Annotated in this window: 18 protein-coding genes; 10 read left to right on the forward strand and 8 right to left on the reverse strand. The window is 72.7% G+C overall.

Annotated features, from left to right (window positions below):
• Positions 1-43: 43 nt before the first annotated feature.
• The gene (locus WMF45_RS23940) at positions 44-2,869 is read right to left on the reverse strand and encodes a hypothetical protein (protein ID WP_437719154.1); all 2,826 of its coding nucleotides are present in this window, start codon (positions 2,867-2,869) and stop codon (positions 44-46) included.
• Between the two features lie 160 nt (positions 2,870-3,029).
• On the opposite strand from WMF45_RS23940, the gene gatC reads away from it, so the two are divergent.
• The 7 genes from gatC (at position 3,030) to WMF45_RS23975 (ending at position 10,741) form a co-directional block, all read left to right on the forward strand.
• Positions 3,030-3,341 carry an Asp-tRNA(Asn)/Glu-tRNA(Gln) amidotransferase subunit GatC gene (gene gatC / locus WMF45_RS23945; protein WP_012236913.1) on the forward strand — a complete coding sequence of 104 codons (312 nt, stop codon included), beginning with the start codon at positions 3,030-3,032 and terminating at the stop codon, positions 3,339-3,341.
• Positions 3,342-3,346: 5 nt separating this feature from the next.
• Positions 3,347-4,900: an Asp-tRNA(Asn)/Glu-tRNA(Gln) amidotransferase subunit GatA gene (gene gatA / locus WMF45_RS23950; protein WP_437719155.1), complete on the forward strand. Its 1,554-nt coding sequence runs from the start codon at positions 3,347-3,349 to the stop codon at positions 4,898-4,900.
• Positions 4,901-4,916: 16 nt separating this feature from the next.
• Positions 4,917-5,513: a GNAT family N-acetyltransferase gene (locus tag WMF45_RS23955; RefSeq protein WP_437719156.1), complete on the forward strand. Its 597-nt coding sequence runs from the start codon at positions 4,917-4,919 to the stop codon at positions 5,511-5,513.
• 77 nt (positions 5,514-5,590) lie between these two features.
• A complete protein-coding gene (locus tag WMF45_RS23960) occupies positions 5,591-6,763 on the forward strand; it encodes an NAD-dependent epimerase/dehydratase family protein (RefSeq protein ID WP_437719157.1) in 1,173 nt (390 codons plus the stop codon).
• Positions 6,764-6,783: 20 nt separating this feature from the next.
• On the forward strand, positions 6,784-8,049 hold the full coding sequence (locus WMF45_RS23965) for a lysophospholipid acyltransferase family protein (RefSeq protein WP_437719158.1): 1,266 nt from the start codon (positions 6,784-6,786) through the stop codon (positions 8,047-8,049).
• A gap of 29 nt (positions 8,050-8,078) precedes the next feature.
• Entirely contained in the window at positions 8,079-9,233 is a 1,155-nt protein-coding gene (locus tag WMF45_RS23970) for a tRNA pseudouridine synthase B (RefSeq protein WP_437719159.1), read from the forward strand.
• Between the two features lie 236 nt (positions 9,234-9,469).
• A complete protein-coding gene (locus WMF45_RS23975; RefSeq protein WP_437719576.1) occupies positions 9,470-10,741 on the forward strand; it encodes a hemolysin family protein in 1,272 nt (423 codons plus the stop codon).
• A 248-nt stretch (positions 10,742-10,989) separates the two neighbouring features.
• On the opposite strand, the gene WMF45_RS23980 is transcribed toward WMF45_RS23975, so the two are convergent.
• The gene (locus tag WMF45_RS23980; protein ID WP_437719160.1) at positions 10,990-12,060 is read right to left on the reverse strand and encodes a formin; all 1,071 of its coding nucleotides are present in this window, start codon (positions 12,058-12,060) and stop codon (positions 10,990-10,992) included.
• A gap of 816 nt (positions 12,061-12,876) precedes the next feature.
• On the opposite strand from WMF45_RS23980, the gene WMF45_RS23985 reads away from it, so the two are divergent.
• On the forward strand, positions 12,877-13,752 hold the full coding sequence (locus WMF45_RS23985) for an alpha/beta fold hydrolase (protein ID WP_437719161.1): 876 nt from the start codon (positions 12,877-12,879) through the stop codon (positions 13,750-13,752).
• Positions 13,753-13,790: 38 nt separating this feature from the next.
• Here WMF45_RS23985 and WMF45_RS23990 read toward each other — a convergent pair whose 3' ends face one another.
• The 5 genes from WMF45_RS23990 to WMF45_RS24010 form a co-directional block, all read right to left on the reverse strand.
• Positions 13,791-16,160, reverse strand: coding sequence for a Tex family protein (locus WMF45_RS23990; protein ID WP_437719162.1), 2,370 nt, complete (start codon positions 16,158-16,160; stop codon positions 13,791-13,793).
• Positions 16,161-16,215: 55 nt separating this feature from the next.
• Entirely contained in the window at positions 16,216-17,499 is a 1,284-nt protein-coding gene (gene hutI, locus WMF45_RS23995; RefSeq protein ID WP_437719163.1) for an imidazolonepropionase, read from the reverse strand.
• The gene (nagZ, locus tag WMF45_RS24000; RefSeq protein ID WP_437719164.1) at positions 17,496-18,602 is read right to left on the reverse strand and encodes a beta-N-acetylhexosaminidase; all 1,107 of its coding nucleotides are present in this window, start codon (positions 18,600-18,602) and stop codon (positions 17,496-17,498) included. The genes hutI and nagZ overlap by 4 nt, the downstream gene beginning before the upstream one ends.
• Before the next feature lie 164 nt (positions 18,603-18,766).
• The gene (locus WMF45_RS24005) at positions 18,767-19,780 is read right to left on the reverse strand and encodes a zinc-dependent alcohol dehydrogenase family protein (protein ID WP_437719165.1); all 1,014 of its coding nucleotides are present in this window, start codon (positions 19,778-19,780) and stop codon (positions 18,767-18,769) included.
• A 51-nt stretch (positions 19,781-19,831) separates the two neighbouring features.
• Positions 19,832-20,815: a DMT family transporter gene (locus tag WMF45_RS24010; RefSeq protein WP_437719166.1), complete on the reverse strand. Its 984-nt coding sequence runs from the start codon at positions 20,813-20,815 to the stop codon at positions 19,832-19,834.
• Positions 20,816-20,916: 101 nt separating this feature from the next.
• Here WMF45_RS24010 and WMF45_RS24015 point away from each other — a divergent pair, with 101 nt between their 5' ends.
• Positions 20,917-22,032: a CAP domain-containing protein gene (locus tag WMF45_RS24015; protein ID WP_437719167.1), complete on the forward strand. Its 1,116-nt coding sequence runs from the start codon at positions 20,917-20,919 to the stop codon at positions 22,030-22,032.
• Positions 22,029-23,213: a GspE/PulE family protein gene (locus WMF45_RS24020; protein ID WP_437719168.1), complete on the forward strand. Its 1,185-nt coding sequence runs from the start codon at positions 22,029-22,031 to the stop codon at positions 23,211-23,213. Before WMF45_RS24015 ends, WMF45_RS24020 begins: the two co-directional genes overlap by 4 nt.
• A gap of 84 nt (positions 23,214-23,297) precedes the next feature.
• Here WMF45_RS24020 and WMF45_RS24025 read toward each other — a convergent pair whose 3' ends face one another.
• Positions 23,298-24,689: a GH1 family beta-glucosidase gene (locus tag WMF45_RS24025; protein ID WP_437719169.1), complete on the reverse strand. Its 1,392-nt coding sequence runs from the start codon at positions 24,687-24,689 to the stop codon at positions 23,298-23,300.
• Between the last annotated feature and the right edge of the window lie 171 nt (positions 24,690-24,860).

The following is a 24,860-nucleotide window of genomic DNA, read 5'->3' on the forward strand; positions in this document are numbered from 1 at the left end:
AGCGCCTGCTGCACGTCAGGGAAGGGCCAAGGCGCGGCCACCCTCAGTGATCGCCGCCTGCCGTTTCCTCTTTCTTCGGCTTTTTGAAGTACCGAACGCGCTTTTGCTGCAGCGGGTACCAGACGCTGTGCGGAACGATCGGTGTGGATTCGAACATCCTGCCAGCGCCAGGCGCCTCGGCGCGCGTGAGCCGGACGGCGCGCGGGCCCGAGGGCGGATGGACGGCGGCGCCGGAAAGATCGGTATCGCCGCCGAGGGCCACCGAGAGCGGCCGAGGCAGGTAGATCCGCGAGGAGCAACCGAGCCCCGCCAGGAAATCCTGGAGCAGCTTGGCGTCGCGCGGATCGGCGGGTGCCGGAGGCGGCACCGATGCGTCCGGCGCCAGCGCGGCGTCCGGTGCGCTGGACGGCCCGGCCGCGGCCCGCTCGACGTAGATCAGCATCCCATCCTCGTCGTTGACGCCCAGCGCGGCCACGGCCCTCGCGCTGCCGAGCGCCCCCGTCGCGACCCGGACCGCGCCGCGCACCGGGGCTGTCGGCGAGGCGGAGAAGGACCCGGCCGAGTGCCAGATGCTCGATCCCTCGCCCTGCCCCGCGCCGTGCGTCGCGGCGCCGTCGCTGAAGACCGCGACGGTCGCTCCCGCCCCGGCCGGCGGGGACGCCCCGGGCTCGCCCGTCGGCGCGGCCGTGACGGTCCGCGGGTCCACCTTGAGCACCCGCAACCGGACATCGGGCCGCGCGGGATCGGGGCGGATCTCGGTGATCGCGAGCGCATAGGGGAAGCCGTGCTGCGGGAGCCCCTGGGTGCGCCAGGCGCCCTCCCCCGCCTCGGCCGGCGCCGCGCGGGGCGCCAAGGGCGGCCCCGGCAACAGGTGCCGCAGCGTCATGTAGAAGAAGTCGCGCGCCTCCCGCCGGATATAACGGGGGAAGTTCATCAGGCCCATGCCGCGGATGAGCCGGCGGCCGCGGAACCGGTAGCCCGAGAGCCCCGAGACATCGCCCTCGGTCTCCCATTCCCCCTGGAGCGGGCGCCCCAGCGGCGGCAGCTCGCCGCTCGGCGCCACGCGATAGAACTCGAGCCCGCTGTGGCCCGCGTTCATGTCGAGCGCGATCCCGTAGGAGCAACGGGCCTGGATCATCGCCTGGGCCAGGGCCTCCGGGCTCACGTCGGCGCCATAGAAATAGGCGACGAAGCGCTCCCGGGTCAGGCAGATGCCGGTCCTGACCGTGTGCGTCTTGTCGGCCCACCCGGGCGGCGTGCCTCCCCACCACGTCCGGCCGAAGGGATTGAACTTCTCGTCCTCGACCATGACCGTCATGTTCTGGCGGAACGACAGCATCCATTCGGGGACGGTCTCGTCCTCCGACCAGCTCCCGAAGACGGTGCTGCCGTCGCGCCGGACGGCCACCGTTGCGGCGTAGGGCTTCGGCGGCAGGTACATCACCCCGTCGGCCATCATGCCGAACTCGCCGTGCATCGCCTGGAAGCCGGCGTTCGACGCGGCGACCACGCGCTTCATGACCTCGGGCGTGCGCGGGATGAGCCCCGGCCCGGCCTCGCCTGTCGCGCCCTTGGGCTCCACCGTGCCCGCCATCATGTGGAGCTCCACCTGGCGCGGGTCCCAGAGCGCGATGTAGACGCGCGTCGCCTTGCGCGAGCGGTCCGTCCGGAGGAACGTGGTCATGAACGCCGGCGGGAGCCCGTCGAGCTGGCGCACGAAGGCGTCGCCGCCCTGGGGGTTCCACTGCCCCTCCCCGGGCAGCGGCGGCGTCACCCACGGCTCGAGCGGCGCCGGCGGCCAACCGATCTCGGGATCGATCGGGATCTGGCGGACGGGCGGATCCAGCTCGCTCTGGCCGAGATCCGCGGCGATGTCCTCCGCGCCGGTATCGCCCGTCACCGCCTCCTTGTTCCGGAGGACGAAATCGAGCGCCGTGAACGCCACGGCCTTGACCGTCTGCATCGCGGCGTCGCCGATCACGAGGCGCACCCGGTCGACCGCCCAGGTGACGAGGTTCCCGGGCCGCGCGACCTCGGACGCCTCGGCGCGGATCCACGCGGGCAGCGCCGCGTCGTCCACGCCGCGCACCGGCAGGCGGGCCTCGCGGCCGCCCGCGCGGACGACGACCGCGCTGTCGTCCTCCAGGGCGACCACGACGTCGCCCGCGTCCGGGGCGCGGCGGCTCCGCGGCTCTTCGGCGCGCGGCTCTTCGGCGCGCGGCTCTTCGGCGCCCGGCTCCTCGGGGCGCGGCTCCTCGGCGCCGTTCTCCTCGCTCCGGGCAAGGTCGATCGCGAAGGTCCGCCGGCCGATTCCCCGCGGCCGGCCTGTCGCCTGCCAGCTCGTGACGGCCTGCTGGAGCCGCTCGACGAGGGACCAGTCCGCGCCGCCCGAGAGCTCTTGCCCGTCCAGATCGAGCACGTGCACCGTGGGCGACGCCGCCTCGATCAGCGGGCGCGAGACGTAGGCGAGGGCCTCGCCGCGGAGCACGGGCTTCGACTCGTCCGCGCCGCTCGTCTCGGTGAGGTTGTGGATCGCCGAGACGTCGAGCAGGACGCCCTCCGGCGAGAGCCTCGCATCGACGAGGTACAGATCGGTGGGCTCCCCGCGCTCGCCGCCGGCGCGCACGCCGCGCGCGACCGCGCGCGCATCGACGCCGAACGGGCGGAGGCCGCCGCGCGGCGGATCCACCCACACCACGTCGCCGGCCGCCGCGGCGATGCCCCGCTCCGCGAGCTCCACGGCGAGCGCGGTCGAGCGGTCGCGGGCGCCTCCGCCGACGGCGGGCGACATCGCCACGGCCGCGGACGCGCAGAGGACGAGGATGCCGATGCGCTCGCGGCGCAGGAAGGGCGTTTTCGGAGACTGCATTCGCGAACAACGCGCGGAGGGGCGGGGCTCTTGCCCGGGCGGTCGAGGACGACCGGACGCGCGCGCGGCAGCCGTTATCACCGTTTTTGTACCGCGGCCAGGTTCGGGGGCGCGCGGCGCTAGCGTCCGCCGAACCGGCGGTGCTACATCGGGCGCGCCCATGTCGAACGCTGACTCGCCCCCTCTCCGCCGCGACGAGGCGCTGACGATAGCGCGCCTCGCCCACCTCGACCTCTCCGCCGAGGAAATCGAGCGCCTCACCGGTGATCTCGGCAACATCCTCAGCTACGTCCGGCAGCTCGAGGAGCTCGACGTCTCGGCGGTGCCGCCGACGGCGCACGTGCAGATCGAGCGGCTGCCGCTCCGCGCCGACGAGGAGGCGCCGAGCCTGCCGCGCGAGGTGGCCCTGCGGGAGGCGCCGCGGGTCGAGGACGACGGGTTCGCCGTTCCGGCGTTCGTGGACGAGGGGTGACGCCGATGGACACAGCGATCCTCGATCGATCCATCCCGGAGCTCGCGGCGCTCGTGCAGCGCGGCGAGGTGAGCGCCGAGGAGGTGGCCAGGGCCGCGCTCTCGCGCATCGAGCAGCGCGACGGCGCGCTGGGCGCCTTCCTCACCGTGCAGGGGGAGCAGGCCGTCGCGGCGGCGCGCGCGCTCGACGCGCGGCGCGCGCGGGGCGAGGCGCTCGGCCCGCTCGCCGGCGTGCCGATCGGCCTCAAGGACGCGCTCTGCACCGAGGGCGCCCCGACGACCGCCGGCTCGAAGATCCTCACGCGGGCGCCGGCGGGCGGGGACGGCGCGCCCAAGGCGCCCGACCCGGCGCGCGGGTTCCGCCCGCAGTTCGACGCGACGGTCGTCGCCCGCCTGCGCGAGGCCGGCGCGATCCTGCCGGGCAAGTGCAACATGGACGAGTTCGCGATGGGCTCGTCGAACGAGAACAGCGCCTTCGGCCCGGTGAAGAACCCGTGGGACCCGTCGCGCATCCCCGGCGGCTCGTCCGGCGGCAGCGCGGTCGCGGTGGCGGCGGGGATGACGCCCGGCTCGCTCGGGTCGGACACGGGGGGCTCCATCCGCCAGCCGGCGAGCCTCACCGGCGTCGTCGGCATCAAGCCGACGTACGGCCGCGTCTCTCGTTATGGCCTGATCGCGTTCGCCTCGAGCCTCGACCAGATCGGGCCGTTCGCGCACGACGTGAAGGGCGCGGCGCGCCTGCTCGAGGTGATCTCGGGCCGCGATCCGCGCGACGCGACGAGCCTCGACGCCCCGGTGGGCGCCTACGAGGCCGCGTGCGGCCGCGACGTCGCGGGGCTGCGCATCGGCGTGCCCGAGGAGTACTTCGCGAAGGGCATCGACGCGCGGGTCGAGGCGAAGGTGCGGGAGGCCATCGAGGGCCTGCGCGGGCTCGGCTGCGAGATCAAGCCCGTGCACCTGCCGCACACGCGGTATGCCGTGGCGGCCTACTACATCGTCGCGACGGCCGAGGCGTCGTCCAACCTGGCGCGCTTCGACGGGGTGCGCTTCGGGCTGCGCGTGGAGGGCGACCGCGGCGGGAAGGCGGACCTCCAGGGCCTCTACGGCAGGACGCGCGGCGAGGGGTTCGGCCGGGAGGTGAAGCGCCGGATCCTGCTCGGCACCTACGTGCTGTCCGCGGGCTACTACGACGCGTACTACCTGCGCGCGCAGAAGGTCAGGACGCTGATCCGGCGCGATTTCGACGAGGCCTTCCGCGAGGTGGACCTCATCGCGGCGCCGGTCTCGCCGACGGTCGCGTTCCGGCTGGGGGAGCGGGTGGACGATCCGCTGTCGATGTACCTGGCCGACGTCTACACGCTGCCCGCCAGCATGGCGGGGCTGCCCGCGATCAGCGTCCCGTGCGCGACCGCGCAGGCGCCGGACGGCGGGCCTCCGCTGCCCGTCGGCCTGCAGCTCATCGGCCCTGCGCTCGAGGAGGCGCGGCTCTGCCAGGCGGCCTACGCATGGGAGCAGATCTCCCCGGTGCGCGGGCTGCGCGCGCGCGTGTCGAACGCGTGACGAGCGGAGCGCGCCGATGAGCTCCGCGATCACCGTGGCGGCGGCCGGCCCCGAGCACCTCCCTGGGCTCGAGGCGCTCTTCGAGGCCGCCGGCACGCCCTGCTACTGCCGGTACTACCACTTCGGCGGCACCAACAACGAGTGGCTCGCGCGGTGCTCGGACGGCCAGGGCGAGAACCGCCGGGAGTTCGCCGAGGCGCTCGCCTCGGGCAGCGACGAGGCGCGCGGCGTCGTGGCGCTCGCGCCGGAGGCGCCGCACGTCGTCGGGTGGCTCAAGGTCGCGCCCGCGGCGGTCGTGGCGAAGGCGTACGAGCGACGCCTGTACCGCGGGCTGCCGTGCTTCGCGGGCGATCGCGCCGGCGTCTTCCTGATCGGCTGCGCCGTCGTGCACCCGGGCCACCGGCGGCGAGGCGTCGCGACCGCGCTCGTCGCGGGCGCGGTGGAGCTCGCGCCCTCCTGGGGCGCGCGCGCCCTCGACGCGCTGCCGCGCCGCCCGAAGGAGCCGGTGAGCGACGAGGAGCTGTGGACCGGCCCGGTCTCCGCGTTCACGAGGAACGGATTCGTCGAGGTGCACACGTTCGAGCCGTATCCGGTCCTGCGCCGGGTGTTGTGACAGCGCCGCGGCGAGCCCCGGCGGGGTCGCGCTTCGCTTGCGCGCGCCGGCCGACCAGGTAGTGTCGCGCCCGGCGCATGGCTCCCACCTCCGAGCACCCTGAAGCCGCGGCCCACGACGCCGCCGAGCGGAGCTCTGCCGCCGGCGCAGATCACGCCGCTCCCGCCTCCTCCGCGGGCGCGGCCACGGCCGGCACGAGCGAGCCTCCGGCGTCCGCAGCGGCGGAGGCCTCGCCGACCAGCCGGCGCGCGTCGTCCGGCCCGAGGGGCCGGGTCATCGCGCTCACCGGCGCCGCGTCCTTCCTCGGGCGCAACCTGATCGGGATCCTCGAGGAGGATCCGCGCATCGCGCGCGTTGTGGCCATCGACATCAAGCGGCCGGACACGGGCGGCTCCAAGCTGCGCATGCACACGGTCGACCTGACGGAGCCCGCGTCCGAGGAGCGCGTCGCCGAGGTGCTCGCGGCGGAGCAGGTGGACACGCTCGTCCACCTCTGCTTCCTGTCGTCGCCCACCCCGGCGACCGCCTGGGCCCACGAGCTCGAGTCGGTCGGCACGATGCACCTGCTCCACGGGGCGCGCCAGGCGAGCCTGCGCAAGCTGATCCTCTGGAGCCAGACGATCCTCTACGGCGCGCACCCCACCAACCCCAATTTCCTCACGGAGAAGCACCCGCTCCGGGCGGATCCGGACGAGCGCTTCTTCGCGGACAAGATGGCCGCCGAGCGGGAGCTCAACGCCTTCGGCGCGAAGGCCAAGGGCACGACCGTCACCATCCTGCGGACCGCGCCGATCCTCGGCCCGACCGTCCAGAACTACGTCACCCGGTTCCTGGCGCGGCGCCTGGTCATGACGATGCTCGGCTTCGATCCGCTGTGGCAGTTCATCCACGAGGTCGACGCCATCGCCGCCTTCAAGCTGGCCATCGACAGCGATTTCCCCGGGACCTTCAACATCGTGGGCGACGGCGTGCTGCCGCTCTCGACGATCGTGCGCCTCGCGGGCCGGACGGCGGTCCCGGTGCTGCACAGCGCCGCCGGGCCGCTGGCCTCTGCGCTCTGGGCTGCGCATGCGGCGATCGCCCCGCCCAGTTTCCTGCGCTACCTGCGCTATCTCTGCGTGGCGGACGGCGAGAAGGCGGCGCAGGTCATGGGGTTCCGGCCGGTCTACACGACGCGCGAGGCGTTGCTCGATTACACCAGCGCGCAGCGGCTGCGGGACGTGCGTCTGCTGCAAGAGACGCCTGCGTGATGCGGTTCGGGGGGTGAGCGATGGGCACGGAGCACGATCGAGAGCTCGAGGAAGCAGGGGCAGGGAATGGCTCGCCGCCGTCGACGCGCGGGCGCCCCGATCGGACGGGGCCCAGGCAGATCGTGCCGAGCGCCGACATCGAGGACGACGAGGCCCGGTACCTGGCGCCGATCGGCCCGACGGAGCCCTCGGACGGGCGGAAGACGCAGTCGTCCGAGGTGCACGCCCCGGTCGTGCCTGTGACGGCCGAGGAGCTCCAGCGTCAGATCAGGGAGCTCGAGGCGCGGCTCAAGCGGATGCTCGCCGGGGGGCCATCGCCCGACGCGAGCGGCGCGGTGGGAGGAATGCCCGAGACCGAGCGGAGCCCGCGCCTGGGCGGAGCGCCCGCCGCGTCGGCCGGCCTCGCCAGCGAGCCGCCGCTGTCCGAGCCCGGGACGGCGCGCGACGTCCTGTCGACCGACTTCTACCTGCGGCAGTGGGGCCGCGCCGGCCTGCGCCGCCGCTCGGAGGAGGTCGACGAGTTCGGCTTCGATCCCAAGTACGAGGCCCGGTACAGGTCGCTCTTCGACTTCCTGCACAGGCACTATTTCAGGATCGAACTCGAGGGCATCGAGCGTATCCCCGCCGAGGGGCGGTGCCTCGTGGTGTCCAACCATTCGGGCGGGCCCATCCCCTACGACGGGCTCATGCTGCGGGCCGCGGTGCGGCGGGAGCACCCGGCGCGGCGGGAGCTCCGCTGGCTGGCCGACGATTTCGTGTACTACCTGCCGTTCGCCGGCACGATCATGAACCGGCTCGGGGCCGTGCGGGCCTGCCAGGAGAACGCCGAGCGGCTGCTCGCGGGCGAGCGGCTCGTCGCGGTCTTCCCGGAGGGCGTCAAGGGCAGCGGGAAGCTCTACAAGGACCGGTACCAGCTCCAGCGGTTCGGTCGCGGCGGCTTCATCCGGCTCTGCCTGCGCACGCGCACGCCGCTCGTCCCGTGCGCCATCGTGGGGGCCGAGGAGACGAACCCGCTGTTCTATCGGCTCGAGCACCTCACGCGCGCGCTCGGCATCCCGTACCTGCCCATCACGCCCACCTTCCCCGCGCTCGGGCCGCTGGGCCTCGTTCCGGCGCCGACCAAGTGGAAGATCCGCCTGGCCGATCCGGTGCGGTTCGACGCGTACGGCCCGGAGGCGGCGGACGATCAGATCCTGGTGCGGCGCCTCGCGGAGCGCGTGCGCGCGACGATCCAGGGGCTCATCGACGAGACCCTGGCCACCCGGAAGTCGATCTGGTTCGGATGAAGCGATCTGCCGAGGCGAATCCTCACTCCATGCCCGAAAACACAAACGAAGGGGATCCGCCCGCCGAGCCCGAGCGAGCGACGACCAGGGGCGCGCGGCCGGAGGGCGTGCTGGTGATCGACAAGCCGCGCGGGCCGACGAGCCATGACGTCGTGGCCCGCCTGCGCCGCGCCCTGGGCGTGAAGCGCATCGGGCACGCGGGGACGCTCGACCCGATGGCGTCCGGCGTCCTCGTGGTGCTCGTCGGCGAGGCCACCAAGCTCGCCCCGTACCTGACCGCGCAGGACAAGCGCTACACGGCGCGCGTCGTCCTCGGCGTGGGGACGGACACCCTCGACGCGGACGGGGAGATCACCGCGACGCAGCCCCTGCCGCCGTGGCTCGACGCGGAGCTCGGCGCCCTCGCCGGGCCCGGCGGGCCTCCCGCCGGTGAGGCGCTCGCACGCGCGGCGCCGCGCATCGCCGCCGCGATCGACGCGGAGCGCGCGCGGCGGGAGCAGGCACCGCCGGCCTACTCGGCGATCAAGGTCGCCGGGCAGCGCAGCTACGCCCTGGCGCGCGCCGGCCAGGCGGTGGAGCTGTCGGCGCGGGCCGTCGAGGTCCGGTCGCTCGAGGTGACCGGCGCCTCGCGCGGCGAGCCTGGTGCACCTGCCGCGGGTGCTGCGCCGGCCACGGGCGCTGCGCCGGCCGCGGGCGCTGCGCCGGCCACCCTCGATCTCGAGCTCGGGGTGAGCAAGGGCTATTACGTGCGCTCGCTGGCGCGCGACCTGGGCGCGCACCTCGACGTCCCCGCGCACCTGTCCGCGCTCCGCCGCACGGCGAGCGGCAGCTTTACTCTGGAGCAGGCCGTGTCCCTCGACGCCGGCGCCGAGGCGCTGCGCGCTTCGCTGCGCCCGCTCGCCGACGCAGCGGCCGCGAGCCTCCCGGTCGCCCACCTGACCGAGAACGGCGCCCGGCGCGCGCGCATGGGACAGGCGCTCACCGAATCCGACTTCTCCATGGCTCCTGCGCATCCTGGCGCCGCTGTATGGCTCGATCCGGACGGGGTTGTCGTGGCGCTCGGCGCCTCGGAGGTCGCCGATGTGGACGCTGGTGAGGGCCATCCAGCGCCATCGCCGACTCGGTTTTCCGTCCTGCGCGGTTTTTCTGAAGCGCCCGACATGCGTGGGAATGCTGCTAGATAAGAGAAACCCACAGCACATGGCAATTCCCTGGACTTCGGCAGATCTACGGCGCATGTCACTGGCAGCGCTCGGCAGGATCGGTCGAGCTGGGGAGTCCGCCTTCGGGCGAGAGCGGCAAGAACGCGTGGTTCGGTCATCTCCTGAGATTTCGCGTCCCGGTCCGGTTGCGCTCCCCTCGCCTGTTCCGTTACGATTCGTCCGTTAGGAGCCTCTGTTTGAGTCCCGATTTCGTTCCATTGCCAGCGCTCGGCGCTGCAGTTCTCTCCGCTGTACTTGGCTCGCTGTTCGTCGGTGCCGACACCGCACTGACGACGTTGAGCGCGACGAGACTCGGCGCGCTGATAGAGCAGGCGACGGGCCCCACGAAGGCCGCCTACGAGCGGATTCGTCAGGAAGACGCCAAGCTCCGTTCCCGCTACCTGCTCGGCTGGGTCGTATCGACCAGCCTGACGGCCGCCTGCTTCGACCTCTTCTTCCAGCGGATTGTCCCTGGCGCTGCGCTTTATCTCGGGCTGGCGACCACCATCGTCCTCAGCGGAGCCCTTTACGAGGTCAGCTCCACGCTGGGCCGCAAGCACGCCGATCGGACCGCATCGTTGGCGGTCCGCTTCTTGCGCCCTCTCGAAATCGCGATGCTGCCGCTCGCCGTACCGCTCGGCTGGATCGGCTCCAAGCTGGGGCCGCGGGACGGTGAGCAGCCGTCGGACCCGAGGGTTGCCGAGGCGGAGGTCGAGATCCTCGTCGATGAGGTCGAGCGTTCTGGTCTCTTCGGGCGAGAGCCGGCGGAGATGATCCGGAATGTGCTCGAGTTCGCCGATCTCACGGCGCGGGACGTGATGGTGCCGCGATCCAAGGTCGAGGCCATCGAGATCTCCACTCCGCTCGAGAAGGTGCTGGAGATCGTCACCGAGAGCGGGCACTCGCGGTATCCCGTCTACAAGGATCAGACCGACAACATCGCTGGTCTTCTCTACGCGAAGGATCTGTTCAAGGTCCTCGAGGAGCGCCGGCTCAAGAACACGACGCTCCGGGAGATCACGCGGAGCCCTGCCAATTTCGTCGCCGAGTCGCAGCCCCTCTCTTCGCTGCTCCGGGAGATGAAGAGCCGCAGACAGCACCTCGCCATCGTGGTCGACGAGTTTGGCGGGATGTCGGGGATTGTCACCCTGGAGGACGTGCTCGAGGAGATCGTCGGAGACATCCGGGACGAGCACGACGAGACGGACGACGGCGCTGCCATCCAGGATCTGGGCGACGGCCGCCTGGTCGCCGACGCGGCCGTATCGATGAGCGATCTCTCGGCCTATCTTGGCGCCGAGCTCGACCGTGAGGGGAAGTACGAATCTCTCGGCGGGATGCTCACGCAGCACGTGGGCAAGGTGCCCGAGGTCGGCACGGCCGTGAGCAAGTTCGGCCTGCGCTTCATCGTGCGCGACAGCGACGAGCGCCACATCGGCAAGGTCGAGATCGTCCGCCCCCGCGCCCTGGGCGCCGGCGGCGCCGCCTAGATCGCCCCGCGCCGACCCAGCGCGAGCACGGGCGGCCACCGCCGCCCCCCCTCGGCTCCCCTAGTAGCCCGTGAAACCCCGTACGCCTCCCGCAACGCGGGCGGTCCCTCAGATCTGCGCCGGCCGAGCGGCGCGCGCCCGCACAGGAGACGGGCCCAGATCGGCGTTTTCGGCGCGCAAGCGCACTCCCGTGCGCTGAGCACCGAAAACGCCGAGGTGGGCCCGTATCCGAAGCGGGCGCGTGCCGCTCAGCGGGCGAGGGAGAGTTTGCGGAGCTCGTTCGCGAGATCGTCGCCCTCTTTGATGAGGCCGGGCGTCTCTTCGACAGGGTTGTCCTTGTTGCCCTCGAGCAGCTTGCGGATGTCCGCCATCGCGCTGGCGAGCCTGAAGACCATCTGCTCGCTCGTGAGGCCAGCGACGGACTGAGGATCGACCGGGAGGGCCTGAAGATCGCCGCCGGCGATGTCGCCCTTCGTCCAGCGGGTGGCCTCCTTCTCGGCAGCCTTCATGCCCTGCTGCGTGCGCTCGAGGCGGTTCACCGTGTACTTCGCCGGCCAGTCCTTGCCGAACGGGAACGGCGCCTTGTTGGGAACGAGCTCGGCCAGCGTCTTGTCGCCGTCCCGGCGGAAGACCACGGAGAAGTTCACGACCGGCTCCTCCTGCTCCTTCCACGATTTCTCGACGGGCGCCTGCGCGGCCGTGAGGACGTTCTTGAGGCTGTCCTTGGTCTTGTTGAGATCCTGGACCGCCGTGGTGTAGGCGAGGACCTGGCGCATCACCCGCCCCGGGAGGCCGCCGATCTGCTTGCCCTCCAGGTTGGTGGCATCGAACGGGACGTTGATGCCGCCCAGCTCGCCCACGAGCTGCGCGGGGAACTTCTTCCCCTCGAGCGCCGTCCGGCCCGCATCGAGCTTCTCCTTCAGCTCGACCATCTTCTCGTTCGCGGCCTTCACGTCCTTCGCGAGCGCCGCGGCGCCTTCGACCGCGAGCTTGCCGCGATCGCCGCGCTCCTTCGCGCCGCCGATGGCGAAGCCCACGCCGATGCCGACGATCGCCGCGAGGCCGGCGTAGAGCGCCGTCTTCTTGGAGGCCTTCCGCCGCTCCTGCTCGACCTCCTCGCCGACCTCGACCTTGATGGTCTGCGCGGCGGCCGTCGGCTTCGGCGGAGGCGTCTGGATCACAGGACGCGGCGCCGGCGCGAACGGAGGCAGCGGGATGCCTGGCGAGATCCCGGGCGGGGGCGCGATACCCCCCACGGAGGGCATCGGCGGCCGCGCGCTCGGATGCGGCGAGGGCATGCCGACCGGGCCCGCGCTCATGTCGGGAGGCGGCCCCGATCCGGGCTGCGAACCAGGCACGGGAAGGGGGACGGCCGCTCCTGGCGCCCCGCCTATCGCCGTTTTGCCAAGCCGAGCCTTCAGATCGATTTTGCTCTTCTTCTTTTCTTCAGCCATCGGCTCCTCGAGGACGGGATCGCTGCACCACTTCGCGCTGAAAACTCCAGCTCGCCCGAGGGAATCGACCCACCACGGCCCGAACCGGAGCTGCCCCTGCGCGAGCGGCAACAGAAGACGACACGGGCCGGCCTCCAACAGACCGACATGGGAGCGGGGAGGGAAAGATCAGCAACACGACGGGAGCGCCGGGCGAGCGGACAACCCGCCGGGCACGTTAGCGGCGCGCCGCCTGGAATGTCAACGCGATGGCGATCGCAGCGCGGGATGTGTTTCGACAGGCGATCGCCAGGCCACACGGGCCACCCGGCCCCACGGCAGCCCCCGCCGGCCCGCAGCTGCGCCCTCGCCGGGTCTGCGCCGGCGTCCCCCGCCCGTCCTGCGGGCGACCGCCGGCAGCCTGGCCCTCCGCGAAGGGACCGGGTAGGAAGCAGGGGGTTCATGGTCTCGTTCAAGTTCGGCGGGGGTCGGCCGCCGCGGCTCCGCTCTCCTTCCGGCAAAGGACCGCAGGCGCCGCCAGCTTCATCCACCGGCAACAGACCGCACGCGCCACCCGCGGCTTCCTCTGGCGACGGGCGGCAGGCGCCCCCCCCGCTTTCCAGCGGCGGGCGGCAGGCGCCGCCCCCTCCTGCCTCCAGCGGGGGCCGGCGGGGGTCGCCCCCGCGGCGGCCATCGCTCCGGATGGAGACCCGGCGGGTCACGAGCTTCGATGGAACCGACATCACCTACCGCGTGACGCCGCCGCCGTTCGAAGGGGCGAAGACGGTGGTCCTCGTCAACGGGCTGGGCGGGCCGTACCTCGCCTGGCGGGCGCAGGTCGAGTACCTCTCCGACCAGTACCGGTTCATCACGTGGGATTACCGCGGAATGTACGCGTCGAAGCGCCCGTCACCGGACGTTCCGGGCGCCTATGCGGTCGCGAACCATGTCCGCGACCTGGAGGCGATCCTCGCCGTCGAAGGGATCCGGCACGGCGCGCTGATGGGATGGAGCGTGGGCGTCCAGGTGGCGCTGGAGGCGTTCCGCAGGCTCCCGGGGTTCGCCGCGAACCTGGTGCTGCTGAACGGCACCTACCGCCGGCCGCTGGAGACGATGGGGCCGCTGCCGGGGCTCGGGCGGCTGTTTCCGCCGTTCGTGGCGTTCGCGGCGCGCGCTCACACGCTGGCGGCCAGGATGACGGGCAGCACCATCGGCCCGCCGGACGCGGTGCTCTGGCTGAAGCGAATGGGGCTGCTCGGCAAGACGCTCGACAGCGAGGCGTTCGCCGAGCTCGTGCAGCCGTTCGGCCGGCTCGACATGCACGCGCTCTTCAGCAACCTCCGCGCGCTGGACGCCCACGACGCCGAGCACGTGCTCGAGCAGATCGACGTCCCGACGCTGCTCATCACCGGCGACCGCGATGCGTTCACCCCGCGGGCGCTGGCGCAGTCGATGGCGCGCCGCATCCCGATGGCGGAGATCCTCGTGGTCCGCGGCGGGACCCACACCACCGCGGTGGAGTTCCCCGAGCTCGTGTCGCTCCGGATCGAGCGGTTCTTCGCCGACCACGGGTTCTAGCGCCGCCCGCCTGGCCCGAAGCCAGGCGGGCGCGCCGATCACTTCCGGAGCAGATCGGCGAACGGGTTGTTGCGGAAGCCGCCCGACGAGCTCCCCTGCCCCTTCCCTTGCTGCTGCCCCTGAGCCGGCCGGCGGCCGTCGCCGCGATCGTTGCGGCCGCGCGCGTCGCCGCCTGCAGAGGGGCCGCCCGCCTGGGGACGCGCGCCGGCGGGAGCGCCGCCCTTCTTCGCGGTGAGCGAGATGCGCTTGCGCACGAGGTCGACCTCGAGCACACGCACCTTGATCTTCTCGCCCACCTTCGCGACCTCGTTCGGGTCCTTCACGAACCTGTCCGCCAGCTGCGAGACGTGCACGAGGCCGTCCTGGTGGACGCCGATGTCGACGAAGGCGCCGAACGCCGTGACGTTGGTCACAACGCCCTCGAGCTCCATGCCCTCCTTGAGATCCTCCATGGTCCGCACGTCGTCGCGGAACTTCGGCGGCTCGAACGTGGCGCGCGGGTCGCGGCCCGGCTTCTTCAGCTCGCTCAGGATGTCGTTCAGCGTGAACGAGCCGACGTCGCCGGCCTCATACTTCTTCGCATTGATCCGCGCGATCGCCGCCGTGTCGCCGATGAGCGACCCGACCGGCACGCCGAGATCCGCCGCGATGCGCTCGACGAGGCCGTAGCGCTCCGGGTGCACGGCGCTCGCGTCGAGCGGGTGCTCCCCGCCCCGGACCCGCACGAAGCCCGCCGCCTGCTCGAACGTCCGCGGGCCGACGCCGGGCACGTCGAGCAGCGCCTTGCGGCTCTTGAACGCGCCGTTCAGGTCGCGGTGGGCGACGATCTTCTTCGCGAGGCTCGGGCCGATGCCGGCGACGCGGGCGAGCAGCGGGGCGCTCGCCGTGTTGAGCTCGACGCCGACCAGGTTGACGCAGCTCTCGATCACCTCGTCGAGCTTCCTCGCGAGCAGGCCCTGGTAGACGTCGTGCTGGTACTGGCCGACGCCGATGCTCTTCGGGTCGACCTTCACGAGCTCCGCGAGCGGGTCCTGCAGCCTGCGGGCGATGCTGATCGCGCCGCGCACCGTGAGGTCGAGGTCCGGGAACTCCTCGCGCGCGACCTCGCTCGCCGAGTACACGCTCGCGCCCGCCTCGCTCACCGGGACGCAGAACAGCTCCTTCAGGCCCTCCGACGCGAGCACGTCCTTCACGAACGCCTCGGTCTCGCGGCCGTGCGTGCCGTTGCCCACGGCGACGGCGCGGAGGGGGTACTTGCGGCAAATGCGGCGCAGGTCCTGGCGCGCGCGCTCGAGCGAGTCGCTGCTCCCGACCAGGTAGATCGTCGTGTGCTCGAGGAGCTTGCCCGTCTCGTCGACGACGGCGCACTTGCAGCCGGTGCGCTGGCCGGGGTCGATGCCGAGCACCGCCTGCGTGCCGAAGGGCGCCGCGAGGAGGAGCTCGCGGAGGTTCTGGGCGAAGACCTCGACCGCGGCGCGATCGGCCTGCATCTTGAGGTCGACGCGCACGTCGCTCTGGACCGCCGGGAGCAGGAGCCGCTTCACGGCGTCGTCCGCGGCCTTCGTGAGCTCGCCGGCCCACGGCGACTTCGGCTTCAGCCCCACCGCGGCGTGGATCGGGGGGACGAGCGGCTCGGGCGCGAGCTCGATCGAGGCGCGGAGCACGCCCTCGGCCTCGCCGCGGCGGATCGCGAGGTAGCGGTGCGACGGGATGTTCGCGACGGGCTCCTCGAAGCTCCCGTACATGTCGAACTTCGTCTGCTTGGCCGCGTGCTCCTCGTTCTTCTGGACCTTGATGACGCCTTCCTTCGCGTAGGCCTCGCGGACGAGCTTGCGCACGTCGGCGTGCTCGGCGATGCGCTCGGCGCAAATGTCGCGCGCGCCGGCGAGGGCGGCCGCCGCGTCGGGGACCTCCTTCTCGGCGCTGACGAACGCGCGGGCCTCCTCCTCGGGGCTGCCGTCGCCCGGCTGCGACCACATGCGATCCGCGAGCGGCTCGAGGCCCCGCTCCTTCGCGATGATGGCGCGCGTGCGGCGCTTCGGCTTGAAGGGGAGATAGAGGTCCTCGAGCTCGGCCTTGGTGCCGCAGGCGCGGATCTTCGAGGCGAGCGCGTCGGTGAGCTTGCCCTGCTTCTGGATCTCCGTGAGCACCGTGGCGCGGCGCTCCTCGAGCTCGATGAGGTAGGCGCGGCGCTCCTCGATGGCGCGGATCTGCACCTCGTCGAGCCCGCCGGTCGCTTCCTTGCGGTAGCGAGCGATGAACGGCACCGTCGCCCCCTCGGCGAGCAGCTTGGCCACCGCCGAGACCCCCTGGCGCGGGAGGCTCAGCTCCTCGGCCAGGAGCGGGACCGGATCGAACGAGCTGTCCGCGCGGCTCGGGACAGCGACAGGGCTCTGCGTCTCAGTCATGGGCGCGGCATACGCGCAGGGTGCACGCGCGTCCAGGCTTGACTTGCTGTCTGCCTCAGCACGCCGCCGCGATGACCTCGCCGTCGCGCAGCACGGCCCGCGCGCGCGGCGCGCCCCAGGGCTGCACGATCGCGTTCTCGTGGGGCAGGTCCCACACGGCGAGATCCGCGCGCAGCCCGGGACGGACGGCGCCGCACACGCCGCCCAGGCCGAGCGCGGCCGCCGCTTCGCGCGTCGCGCCCAGGATCGCCTCCGCGACCGTGAGCCCGTAGAGCCGCACCGCGAGCGCGAGCGCGAGCGGCAGGCTCTCGGTCGGCGCCGTGCCGGGGTTCGCGTCGCTGCCCACGATCAGCGGGACGCCTGCGGCCCGGAGCGCGGCGACGGGCGGCGGCTCCTGCCGCAGCGTGAAGCTCGCCACGGGCAGCAGCGCGGCGGCGACGCCCGCCTGGGCGAGCGCCGCGATGCCCGCCGGCGCGACGTGCTCGAGGTGGTCGGCCGACGCGGCGCCGAGCGCGGCCGCGAGCTCGGCGCCGCCCACGTCCGCGAACTGCCCGACGTGCACGCGCACGCCGAGCCCCAGCGCGCGCGCCCGCTCGAGCACCGGCCGCGCCTCGTCCACCGAGAACGCGCTCCGGTCGATGTACGCGTCGACGTAGCGCGCGAGGCCGGCCGCGGCGATCGCGGGCAGCCAGGAGCGCGCGACGGTCCCCGCGTAGGCCGCGCGGTCGCCGCCGGCCTCCGGGGGCAACGCGTGCAGCGCGAGGTACGTCGGAACGACGCGGGGCAGGCGCGCGTCCCTCCCCGCCTCGGCGACCGCCTCGAGCTGCTTGCGCTCCGTCGCCTCGTCGAGGCCGTAGCCGCTCTTGGCCTCGACGGCGGTCACGCCGAGCGCGGCCATCCGGCGGAGGCGGGCGCGGAGCGTGTCCGCGAGCTCGCCGGCGGTCGCGGCGCGCGCCGCGCGCATGCTCGCGACGATGCCGCCGCCGGCCGCGGCGATCGCCTCGTAGTCGCCGCCGGCCATGCGGATCGCGTACTCGGCGTCCCGCGAGCCTATCCAGGGCGCGTGCGTGTGGCAGTCGACGAGCCCGGGCGTGACGACCCCCGCGGCCTCGATCGCGATCGGCACGCCGGCCCCGGGCCGCAGGATCTCGCGCCGCGGGCCGACCGCGTCGATCGCGCCGCCTCGCACGACGATCGCGGCGTCCTCGATGACGCCGAGGGGATCGCCGGCCGAGGCGCGCGACGCGTCGCAGGTGACCAGCCGGCGCGCGGTGATGGCGAACGGGCGCTCGGGGTGCCGCGCGGCCTCCGCTCGCGCGGCCCCCGGCGGCGCCGTCACGTCGCCGCCTTCGCGGCGCGCGCCCGCTCGATGTCCTCGACCACCGCCCGGGACGCGGGCCCGCCGACGATCTCGGCGAACGCCGCGGGCGAGGAGACCGGCCGCGGCGGGCACCGGCGGCGCAGGCCCAGGCACCGCGCGGCCGCCTCGACGCAGCGCTCGCGGAAGCGGGGCTCGCGCTCGGCCTTGCGCACGAGCGCCTCGTGCACGCGGTCCTGCAGGTCCTCGCTGTGGCAGATGAGCAGCGCGTCGCAGCCCGCCCAGACGGCCGCGGCGGCGGCCTCCTCGACGGCGTGGTGCGCCGCGATCGCGGCCATCTCGAGATCGTCCGAGAAGAGCACCCCCTCGAAGCCGATCTCGCCGCGCAGGAGGTCGGTGCAGATGGCGCGCGACAATGTCGCCGGGACGCCGGGATCCAGCGCCTCGACGACGATGTGCGCCGTCATGAGCGACGCGACCCCGGCGCCGCAGGCGGCGCGGAACGGCGGCAGCTCGATCTCGTCGAGGCGACCGCGCGCGTGCGAGAGGGTCGGGAGCGCGAGGTGGCTGTCGAGCGCCGTGTCGCCGTGCCCCGGGAAGTGCTTGCCGCAGGCGAGCACGCCCTCCTCCTGGAGCCCCTCCAGGAACGCGACGGCGCTCCGCGCGACCGCGCCGGGGTCGCGGCCGAACGCGCGATCGCCGATGATCGGGTTCGCCGGGTTCGAGTCGACGTCGAGCACCGGGGCGAAGTTCAGGTTGATGCCGACGGCCCGGAGCTCGGACGCGACGGCGCGCGCCGCGCGGCGCAGCAGCGGGAGGTCCGCGAGCTCGCCGAGCGAGCGCATCGACGGCAGCGTCAGGCACGGCGCGGGCAAGCGGGTGACGCGGCCCCCCTCCTGATCGATGCCGATGAAGGGAGGCCGATCTGGGCCGCCCGCCGCGGCGAGCGCCTGGCAGAGCCGCGCCGTGGCGACCACGTCAGGGACGTTGCGCCGGAACAGGATCGCGCCACCCCGCCGCCCCTCGGCGAGGGCCTTCAGGTACCGGGACGGCGGCTCCGCGCCGTCGAAGCCGCCCACGATGAGCTGACCACACAGGACCTCGAGCTCCAGATCGAGCCGCATCGTCCACCACCTCTCGCGCGGCGCTGGCGAGTGGCCGGCCGCGGAATCCGTTCGTAGACGACTCGTAAACGACTTGGGCCGACGAGGCCACTTCCGCGGGATGCCGGCGCACCGGAGGGGAGGCCGCGGCGCCGGAGGGACGCGACGCGCCGCGGCCGGCTCCCTCAGAACCGGATCGCGATCTTCCCGAAGTGTGCGCCGCTCGCCATGGACTCGATCGCCTGGCGCACCTCGGCGAACGGGACCACGCGGTCGACGACCGGCCGGAGCCCGCTCGCCGCGATCGCGCGGTTCATGTCCTCGAACATCGCCCGCGACCCGACGAAGATGCCCTGCGCGGTGATCTGCTTCATCAGGAGGGGGAACAGGCCGACATCCCCCAGCGCGCCGCCCGTGAGCACGCCGATGAGGCTCACACGGCCGCCGAACCGGACCGCGCGGAGCGAACGGGCGAGCGTGCCCGCGCCGCCCACCTCGATCACGTGATCCACCCCCGCGCCGCCGGTGAACGAGCGCGCAGGCGCGTCCCAGTCGGGCTTCGCGCGGTAGTTGATGGTCTCGGACGCCCCCAGCGACCTCGCGCGCTCGAGCTTCTCGTCGCGGCTCGAGGTGACGATGACACGGGCGCCCGCGAGCCGGGCGAACTGCAGCGCGAAGATCGAGACGCCGCCCGTGCCCTGCACGAGGACCGTGTCGCCCGCCTTGAGGTGGCTCGCCACGAAGAGCGCGTTCCAGGCGGTCACGGCGGCGCACGGCAGCGACGCCGCTTCCTCGTCCGTGAGGTGCTGCGGGACCGCGACGACCCCCGCCTCATCGAGCAGCACCCGCTCCGCGGCCACGCCCGGCAGCTCCCCGCCGAGCGCCCCCCGCGCCTTGTCCGCGGAGATCTCCCCGTCGATCCATCGCTGGTGGAAGATCGGGCTCACGCGATCGCCGACCTTCACCCGCGTCACCCCGTCCCCCACGGCGACGACCTCCCCTACCCCGTCGGAGAGCGGGATGAGAGGCAGCGAGAACTTCGGGTTGTAGAGCCCCTTCGCCACGAGCAGGTCGCGGAAGTTGAGCGACGCCGCCTTCATCTGGAGGACGATCTGCCCAGGCCCCGGCTCAGGCTCCGGAAGCTCGATCGGGCGGAGCGCGTCGAGACCGAACGAACCCTGGAGAGCGAACGCTTTCATGCAGATCCTCCTTGAGCGGAGATCCGCTATCCCACGCGGGGTGGAGGCCGGTCAACGCGCCGGCCGCCGCGCGTCGCGCAGCGCCTGGGCGGCGAGCCACAGGCCGGCCGCCGTCACCAGCGCCGCCCCGAGCAGCTGGTCCGCCGACGGGCTCTCGCCGAGCCAGGCGGCGGCGAGCACGTGCGACAGGACGACCCCGACGTAACCGATCGCGCCGATGCGCGCCGCGCTGTCGATCGCGTAGGCGCGCGTCATCGCGAGCTGCGCGAGGCCACCGGCCAGCCCCGTCCCGACCAGCAGGAGAGCGCCGAAGGCGTCGGGCGTCCGCCAGACCGGGATCGAGAGCGCGACCATCGCGGCGCTCGCCACAAGCGAGAAATGCAGCGCGATCGCCTCGGGGCTCGCGCGCTCCCCGCCTGCGCCGATCCTGCGCAGCCAGATCATCGCGAACGCCGAGAAGACGGCGCCGAGCGTGGCGATGAGCGCGATCTCACCCGCGATCGCGAGCCTCGGCGCGGCGACCAGCCCGACGCCCGCGAAGGCGAGCAGGGTCGCGAGCCAGAGGCGCGGGCTCGTCCGCTCGCCGAGCAGCCGCGGCGCGAGGAGCGCGACGAAGATCGGGCTCGTCGCGCCGAGCGTGACCGCGTCGCCGAGCGCGATCTGCGGCGTGCCGAGCGTGTAGAAGCCGCAGAGCATCGCCCCTGTGCCGCAGAGCGAGCGCGCCCACGCGAGCCGCCGGTCGCCCCGGCCCACGGAGAGCGGCGCCCGGCGGACGAGCGCGACGCCGAGCGCGGTGGCCGCGCCCACCAGCGTGCGTGACGCCGCCACCTCGGGCCACGGAGCGTGCTCCGAGGAGAGCCGCGCGAGGACGTTCATCGCGGCGAAGAGCGATTGGGCCAGGAGCATCCACAGGACGCCCGCTGTCGGGTGCGCCGCGCGCCCCTCGCGCTCCGCGGCGAGGACGATCGCGGAGGCCCCGGGCGGGTGCGCGGCGACCGCGCCCTGCGACGATGACGACGTGCTCACGTAGCGCATCGATTACCACCTCGACCTCGCCGCCGTACACGCCGCCGTGCGCCCGGAGGCGCCGGCGCTCCCGGGTGCGTGCGCGACATCGAAGCGCTACGGTCGCAACGATGCGCGCGATCATCGGAGCCACGAGGAGAAGCGGGACAGGAGCGATGGATGGTCAGCGGGAGCGCCGGTCCGGGGCGCTCTGGCTCGGGCTCGTCGCCGCGGGCGCCCACGCGCTCGGGTGCGGCGCGAGCGCCGCGAACGAGCCGGCGGAGGGGCCGTCCGGGGGCACGGCAAGAGAGGGAGCGGCGGAGGAGAGCGCGCGCCCCTCGGAGGGCAAGGCCGCCGGCGTGGAGGCCGGCGGCGAGGCCCAGGGCGCCCAGGCCCCGCCCGCGCCGGGCCAGCAGATGACCCGCGCGGAGGCAGCGCGGTACGTGCTCGGCCTCGTGAACCGCGATCGCGCGGCGCACAAGCTGCCGCCCGTCCGGTGGGACGAGACCGCGGCGCGCGCAGGGCGGCGGCACGCCGAGGACATGGTCCGGATCGGCTTCACCGGCCACTGGGGCAGCGACGGCTCGGTCCCGGAGGAGCGCTACACGGCCGCGGGCGGCGACGGGTTCCCGATGGAGAACGCCGGCTGCTTCGCCGACGCGACCCCCCGCGAGCTCGATCCGGATCCGCGCTTCTCCGCGGAGAGCCTCGAGCGCGTGCACAAGGCCTTCATGAACGAGAAGCCCCCGGCCGACGGGCACCGGCGCAACGTGCTCACAGCGTCGCACACGTCGCTCGGGGTCGGGCTGGCCAAGGCGAAGGGGTTCGACATCGCCTGCCTGGCGCAGGAGTTCGTCGACGACTACGGGACGTACCAGCCGCTGCCCAGGCGGGCGACGATCGGCGAGCGGATCCGGGTGAGCGGCGAGCTCGCCGCGCCGGCGAAGATCGCGGGCGTCGGGATCTCGCGGGTCGAGCCGGGGAAGCCGATCAAGCCGGAGAAGCTGCTCAAGATGGGCGGATACCCGATCCCGCCCCCCTACGCGACGTTCTTCCCGAAGGGCTTCAAGACGCCTATTCCTCTCCAGGTGAGCGGCAATCGATTCGACATCCAGGTCCCGCTGGACGACCGCGGGCGGCCCGGGCTCTACGGCGTCAGCGTCTGGGCGACGTTCCCCCCCTCGGACGAGCTGAAGATGGTCTCGCTCCGCACGATCGACGTCGTCGGCAAGGGAGGCGCGCGATGAGCCAGAGCCGCCCGCCCACGGCGTCCGAGGAGCTCGACGCGGTCAAGGTGCTCGATCACCTGGTCCGCCGCGCGGTCTCGATGGGCGCGAGCGACATCCACGTCGAGCCGAAGCGCGACGGCATCCGCGTGCGCTACCGCGTCGACGGCGTGATGGTGGCGCAGGGGCAGATCCCGATCGAGATCGCGCCGTCGCTCACCTCGCGCGTGAAGGTGCTCGCGCGGATGGACATGACCGAGCGGCGCCTGCCGCAGGACGGCCAGTTCAGCCTCGAGCTCCACGGCCACCCGCTCATCCACCTGCGCGCCTCGACGTTCCCCGCGATCCACGGCGAGACGCTCGTGCTGCGCGTGCTGCTGAGCCACCAGCTGATCCCGCTCGACAAGCTCGGGCTCGCCGAGGGGGACCTGCCGCGGCTCGAGCGGCTCGCCGACCGGCCCTCGGGGCTGATCGTCGTGTGCGGACCGACCGGATCCGGCAAGACCTCGACGCTCTACTCGCTGATCAAGGTCATGAAGACGAGCGAGCTGAGCATCGTCACGCTCGAAGATCCGATCGAGGTCGAGTTCGCCGACATCACGCAGGGGCAGACCAACCCGAGGCAGGGCTTCACGTTCGCGACGGGCCTGCGCGCGATCCTCCGGCAGGACCCGGACGTGATCATGGTGGGCGAGATGCGCGATCCCGAGACGGCGCAGATCGCTCTGCAGGCGAGCCTCACGGGGCACCTCGTGCTGTCGACGCTGCACACCTCCGACGCGGTGGACACGGTCGCGCGCCTCGTGGACCTCGGCGCGGAGTCGTGGATCGTGGCGAACGCCCTGCTCGCCGTGGTCGCGCAGCGGCTCGTCCGCAAGCTCTGCGAGGAGTGCGCGGAGACGTACGAGCTCGAGACCGCCGTGACGGGCGAGGAGGACAAGGTCCTCATCGCGAAGGGCGCCGAGCTGAAGCGCAGCGTCGGGTGCCAGACGTGCCACATGACGGGCTACCGGGGGCGCATGGGCCTGTTCGAGATGCTCGAGCTCGACGACGACCTGCGGGATCTCGTGAAGGCGCGGGCGGGAAAGCGCGCCTACCGGGACGCCGCGCGCAAGGTAGGTCTCGTGCCGCTCCGCGAGGCCGGGCTCGCCAAGGTGAAGGAGGGGCTCACCTCCCTGGACGAGGTGCTCCGCGTGACGTGACGCTCCCCGCTCTGGAGGAGGTCTCGCCGAGCGTCTCGGCCAGACGCGCCGCGGTTCGCCCTGCGATCCGCGGCGCGCCGCCGGTCAGGTGGCCTGCGAGGAGCCGTCGTCGACCGCGTTGGCGGCGATGACGCCCTTGTACCAGAGCGCGCTGTCCTTCGGGATGCGCCGCTGCGTCTCGTAGTCCACCCAGACGATGCCGAACCGCTGCGAATAGCCGCGATCCCACTCGTAGTTGTCCATCAGCGACCACACGAAGTACCCCGCGAGCGGCGCCCCCGCGTCCATCGCGCGCCGCGCGGCGACGAAGTGATCGCGCAGGAACTCGAGCCGCCGCGTGTCCGGGATGCGGCCGTCCTTGTCGGGCTCGGTCGAGTAGGCCGCGCCGTTCTCCGTCACGTAGAGCTTCGGCACGCCGTACTCCACATGCAGCCGGAGGAGCAGCCGCCGGAGCCCTTCCGGGTAGACCTCCCAGTGCATCTCCGTCTGCTCGGAGAGGGGGGCGACGTGCACCGTCCTCGGCAGGTTCTGCTCCTCGGGCACCTTGCTGCTCCGCAGGACCGCCCGCGAGTAGTAGTTGAGGCCGAGGAAGTCGCACTGCGTGGCGATGATCTCGAGATCGCCCGGCTTGCACACGGTAAACCCCTCCGGCGGGAGGTGGCCCAGCGCGATGTAGTCCTCGATCATGTCCGCCGGATAACGCCGGCCGTACAGCGGATCGAGGAACCAGCGGTTGAAATATCCGTCGTAGTGGCGGCACGCGTCGTAGTCTGCGGCGCTGGGGGACGCGGGCATCGCGTAGTTCATGTTCAGCGTGATGCCCACCTCGGCGCCGGGACAGTTCTGGCGCACCACGGGCACCGCGAGGCCGTGGGAGAGCAAGAGGTGATGGCTCACCGCCAGCGCCTTCTTGAAATCGTGCCCGCCCGGCGCGTGGATCCCCTTCTCGTAGCTGAGGAACGCCGTGCACCACGGCTCGTTGTGCGTGATCCACTTCTTCACGCGATCGCCGAGCTTCCGCGAGATGACGTCGGCGAACTCCACGAACGCGTCCGCCGTCGAGCGGTGCTGCCAGCCCCCGACCTGGTCCTGGAGCACCTGCGGCAGGTCCCAGTGGAAGAGCGTCGCGTACGGCTCGATCCCGGCCGCGAGGAGGCCGTCCACGAGCCGGCTGTAGAAGTCGAGCCCCTTCTGGTTCACCGCGCCCCGGCCGTTCGGGAGGATGCGCGGCCACGCGATCGAGAACCTGTAGGCCATCATGCCCAGGCTCTTCATCAGCGCGATGTCCTCAGGCCACCGGTGGTAGTGGTCGCACGCGACGTCGCCGTTGGTCCCGTCGACGATCTGACCGGGCGTCTTCGCGAAGCGATCCCAGATGGACTCGCTGCGGCCGTCCTCGTTCGTAGCCCCCTCGATCTGATAGGAGGACGTCGCGGTCCCCCAGACGAAATTGTCGGGAAATCTCAGAGACGGCATGTCGACTTGTGGTTCTCCTTAGAGCGGTTTTCAGCTGAGCCTGGTACGAACGTCACAGAGCGGCGGTCGCCCGCACAGGAGACGGGCCCAGATCGGCGTTTTCGGCGCGCAAGCGCACTCCGGTGCGCTGAGCACCGAAAACGTCGAGATGGGCCCGTATCCGAAGCGGGT

Source organism: Sorangium sp. So ce448 (assembly GCF_051520915.1).
GTDB classification, from domain to species: Bacteria; Myxococcota_A; Polyangia; order Polyangiales; family Polyangiaceae; genus Sorangium; species Sorangium cellulosum_B.

Bases quoted from the DNA above. Each gene is read 5' to 3' on its own strand.
- WMF45_RS24005 (WP_437719165.1), bottom strand. From the start codon at position 19,780: ATGAAAGCGTTCGCTCTCCAGGGTTCGTTCGGTCTCGACGCGCTCCGC.
- WMF45_RS24010 (WP_437719166.1), bottom strand. From the start codon at position 20,815: ATGCGCTACGTGAGCACGTCGTCATCGTCGCAGGGCGCGGTCGCCGCG.
- WMF45_RS24015 (WP_437719167.1), top strand. From the start codon at position 20,917: ATGCGCGCGATCATCGGAGCCACGAGGAGAAGCGGGACAGGAGCGATG.
- WMF45_RS23940 (WP_437719154.1), bottom strand. From the start codon at position 2,869: ATGCAGTCTCCGAAAACGCCCTTCCTGCGCCGCGAGCGCATCGGCATC.
- WMF45_RS23990 (WP_437719162.1), bottom strand. From the start codon at position 16,160: ATGACTGAGACGCAGAGCCCTGTCGCTGTCCCGAGCCGCGCGGACAGC.
- WMF45_RS23970 (WP_437719159.1), top strand. From the start codon at position 8,079: ATGCCCGAAAACACAAACGAAGGGGATCCGCCCGCCGAGCCCGAGCGA.
- WMF45_RS24020 (WP_437719168.1), top strand. From the start codon at position 22,029: ATGAGCCAGAGCCGCCCGCCCACGGCGTCCGAGGAGCTCGACGCGGTC.
- WMF45_RS23965 (WP_437719158.1), top strand. From the start codon at position 6,784: ATGGGCACGGAGCACGATCGAGAGCTCGAGGAAGCAGGGGCAGGGAAT.
- WMF45_RS23980 (WP_437719160.1), bottom strand. From the start codon at position 12,060: ATGAGCGCGGGCCCGGTCGGCATGCCCTCGCCGCATCCGAGCGCGCGG.
- WMF45_RS23985 (WP_437719161.1), top strand. From the start codon at position 12,877: ATGGAGACCCGGCGGGTCACGAGCTTCGATGGAACCGACATCACCTAC.
- WMF45_RS23960 (WP_437719157.1), top strand. From the start codon at position 5,591: ATGGCTCCCACCTCCGAGCACCCTGAAGCCGCGGCCCACGACGCCGCC.
- gatC (WP_012236913.1), top strand. From the start codon at position 3,030: ATGTCGAACGCTGACTCGCCCCCTCTCCGCCGCGACGAGGCGCTGACG.
- gatA (WP_437719155.1), top strand. From the start codon at position 3,347: ATGGACACAGCGATCCTCGATCGATCCATCCCGGAGCTCGCGGCGCTC.
- nagZ (WP_437719164.1), bottom strand. From the start codon at position 18,602: ATGCGGCTCGATCTGGAGCTCGAGGTCCTGTGTGGTCAGCTCATCGTG.
- WMF45_RS24025 (WP_437719169.1), bottom strand. From the start codon at position 24,689: ATGCCGTCTCTGAGATTTCCCGACAATTTCGTCTGGGGGACCGCGACG.
- WMF45_RS23955 (WP_437719156.1), top strand. From the start codon at position 4,917: ATGAGCTCCGCGATCACCGTGGCGGCGGCCGGCCCCGAGCACCTCCCT.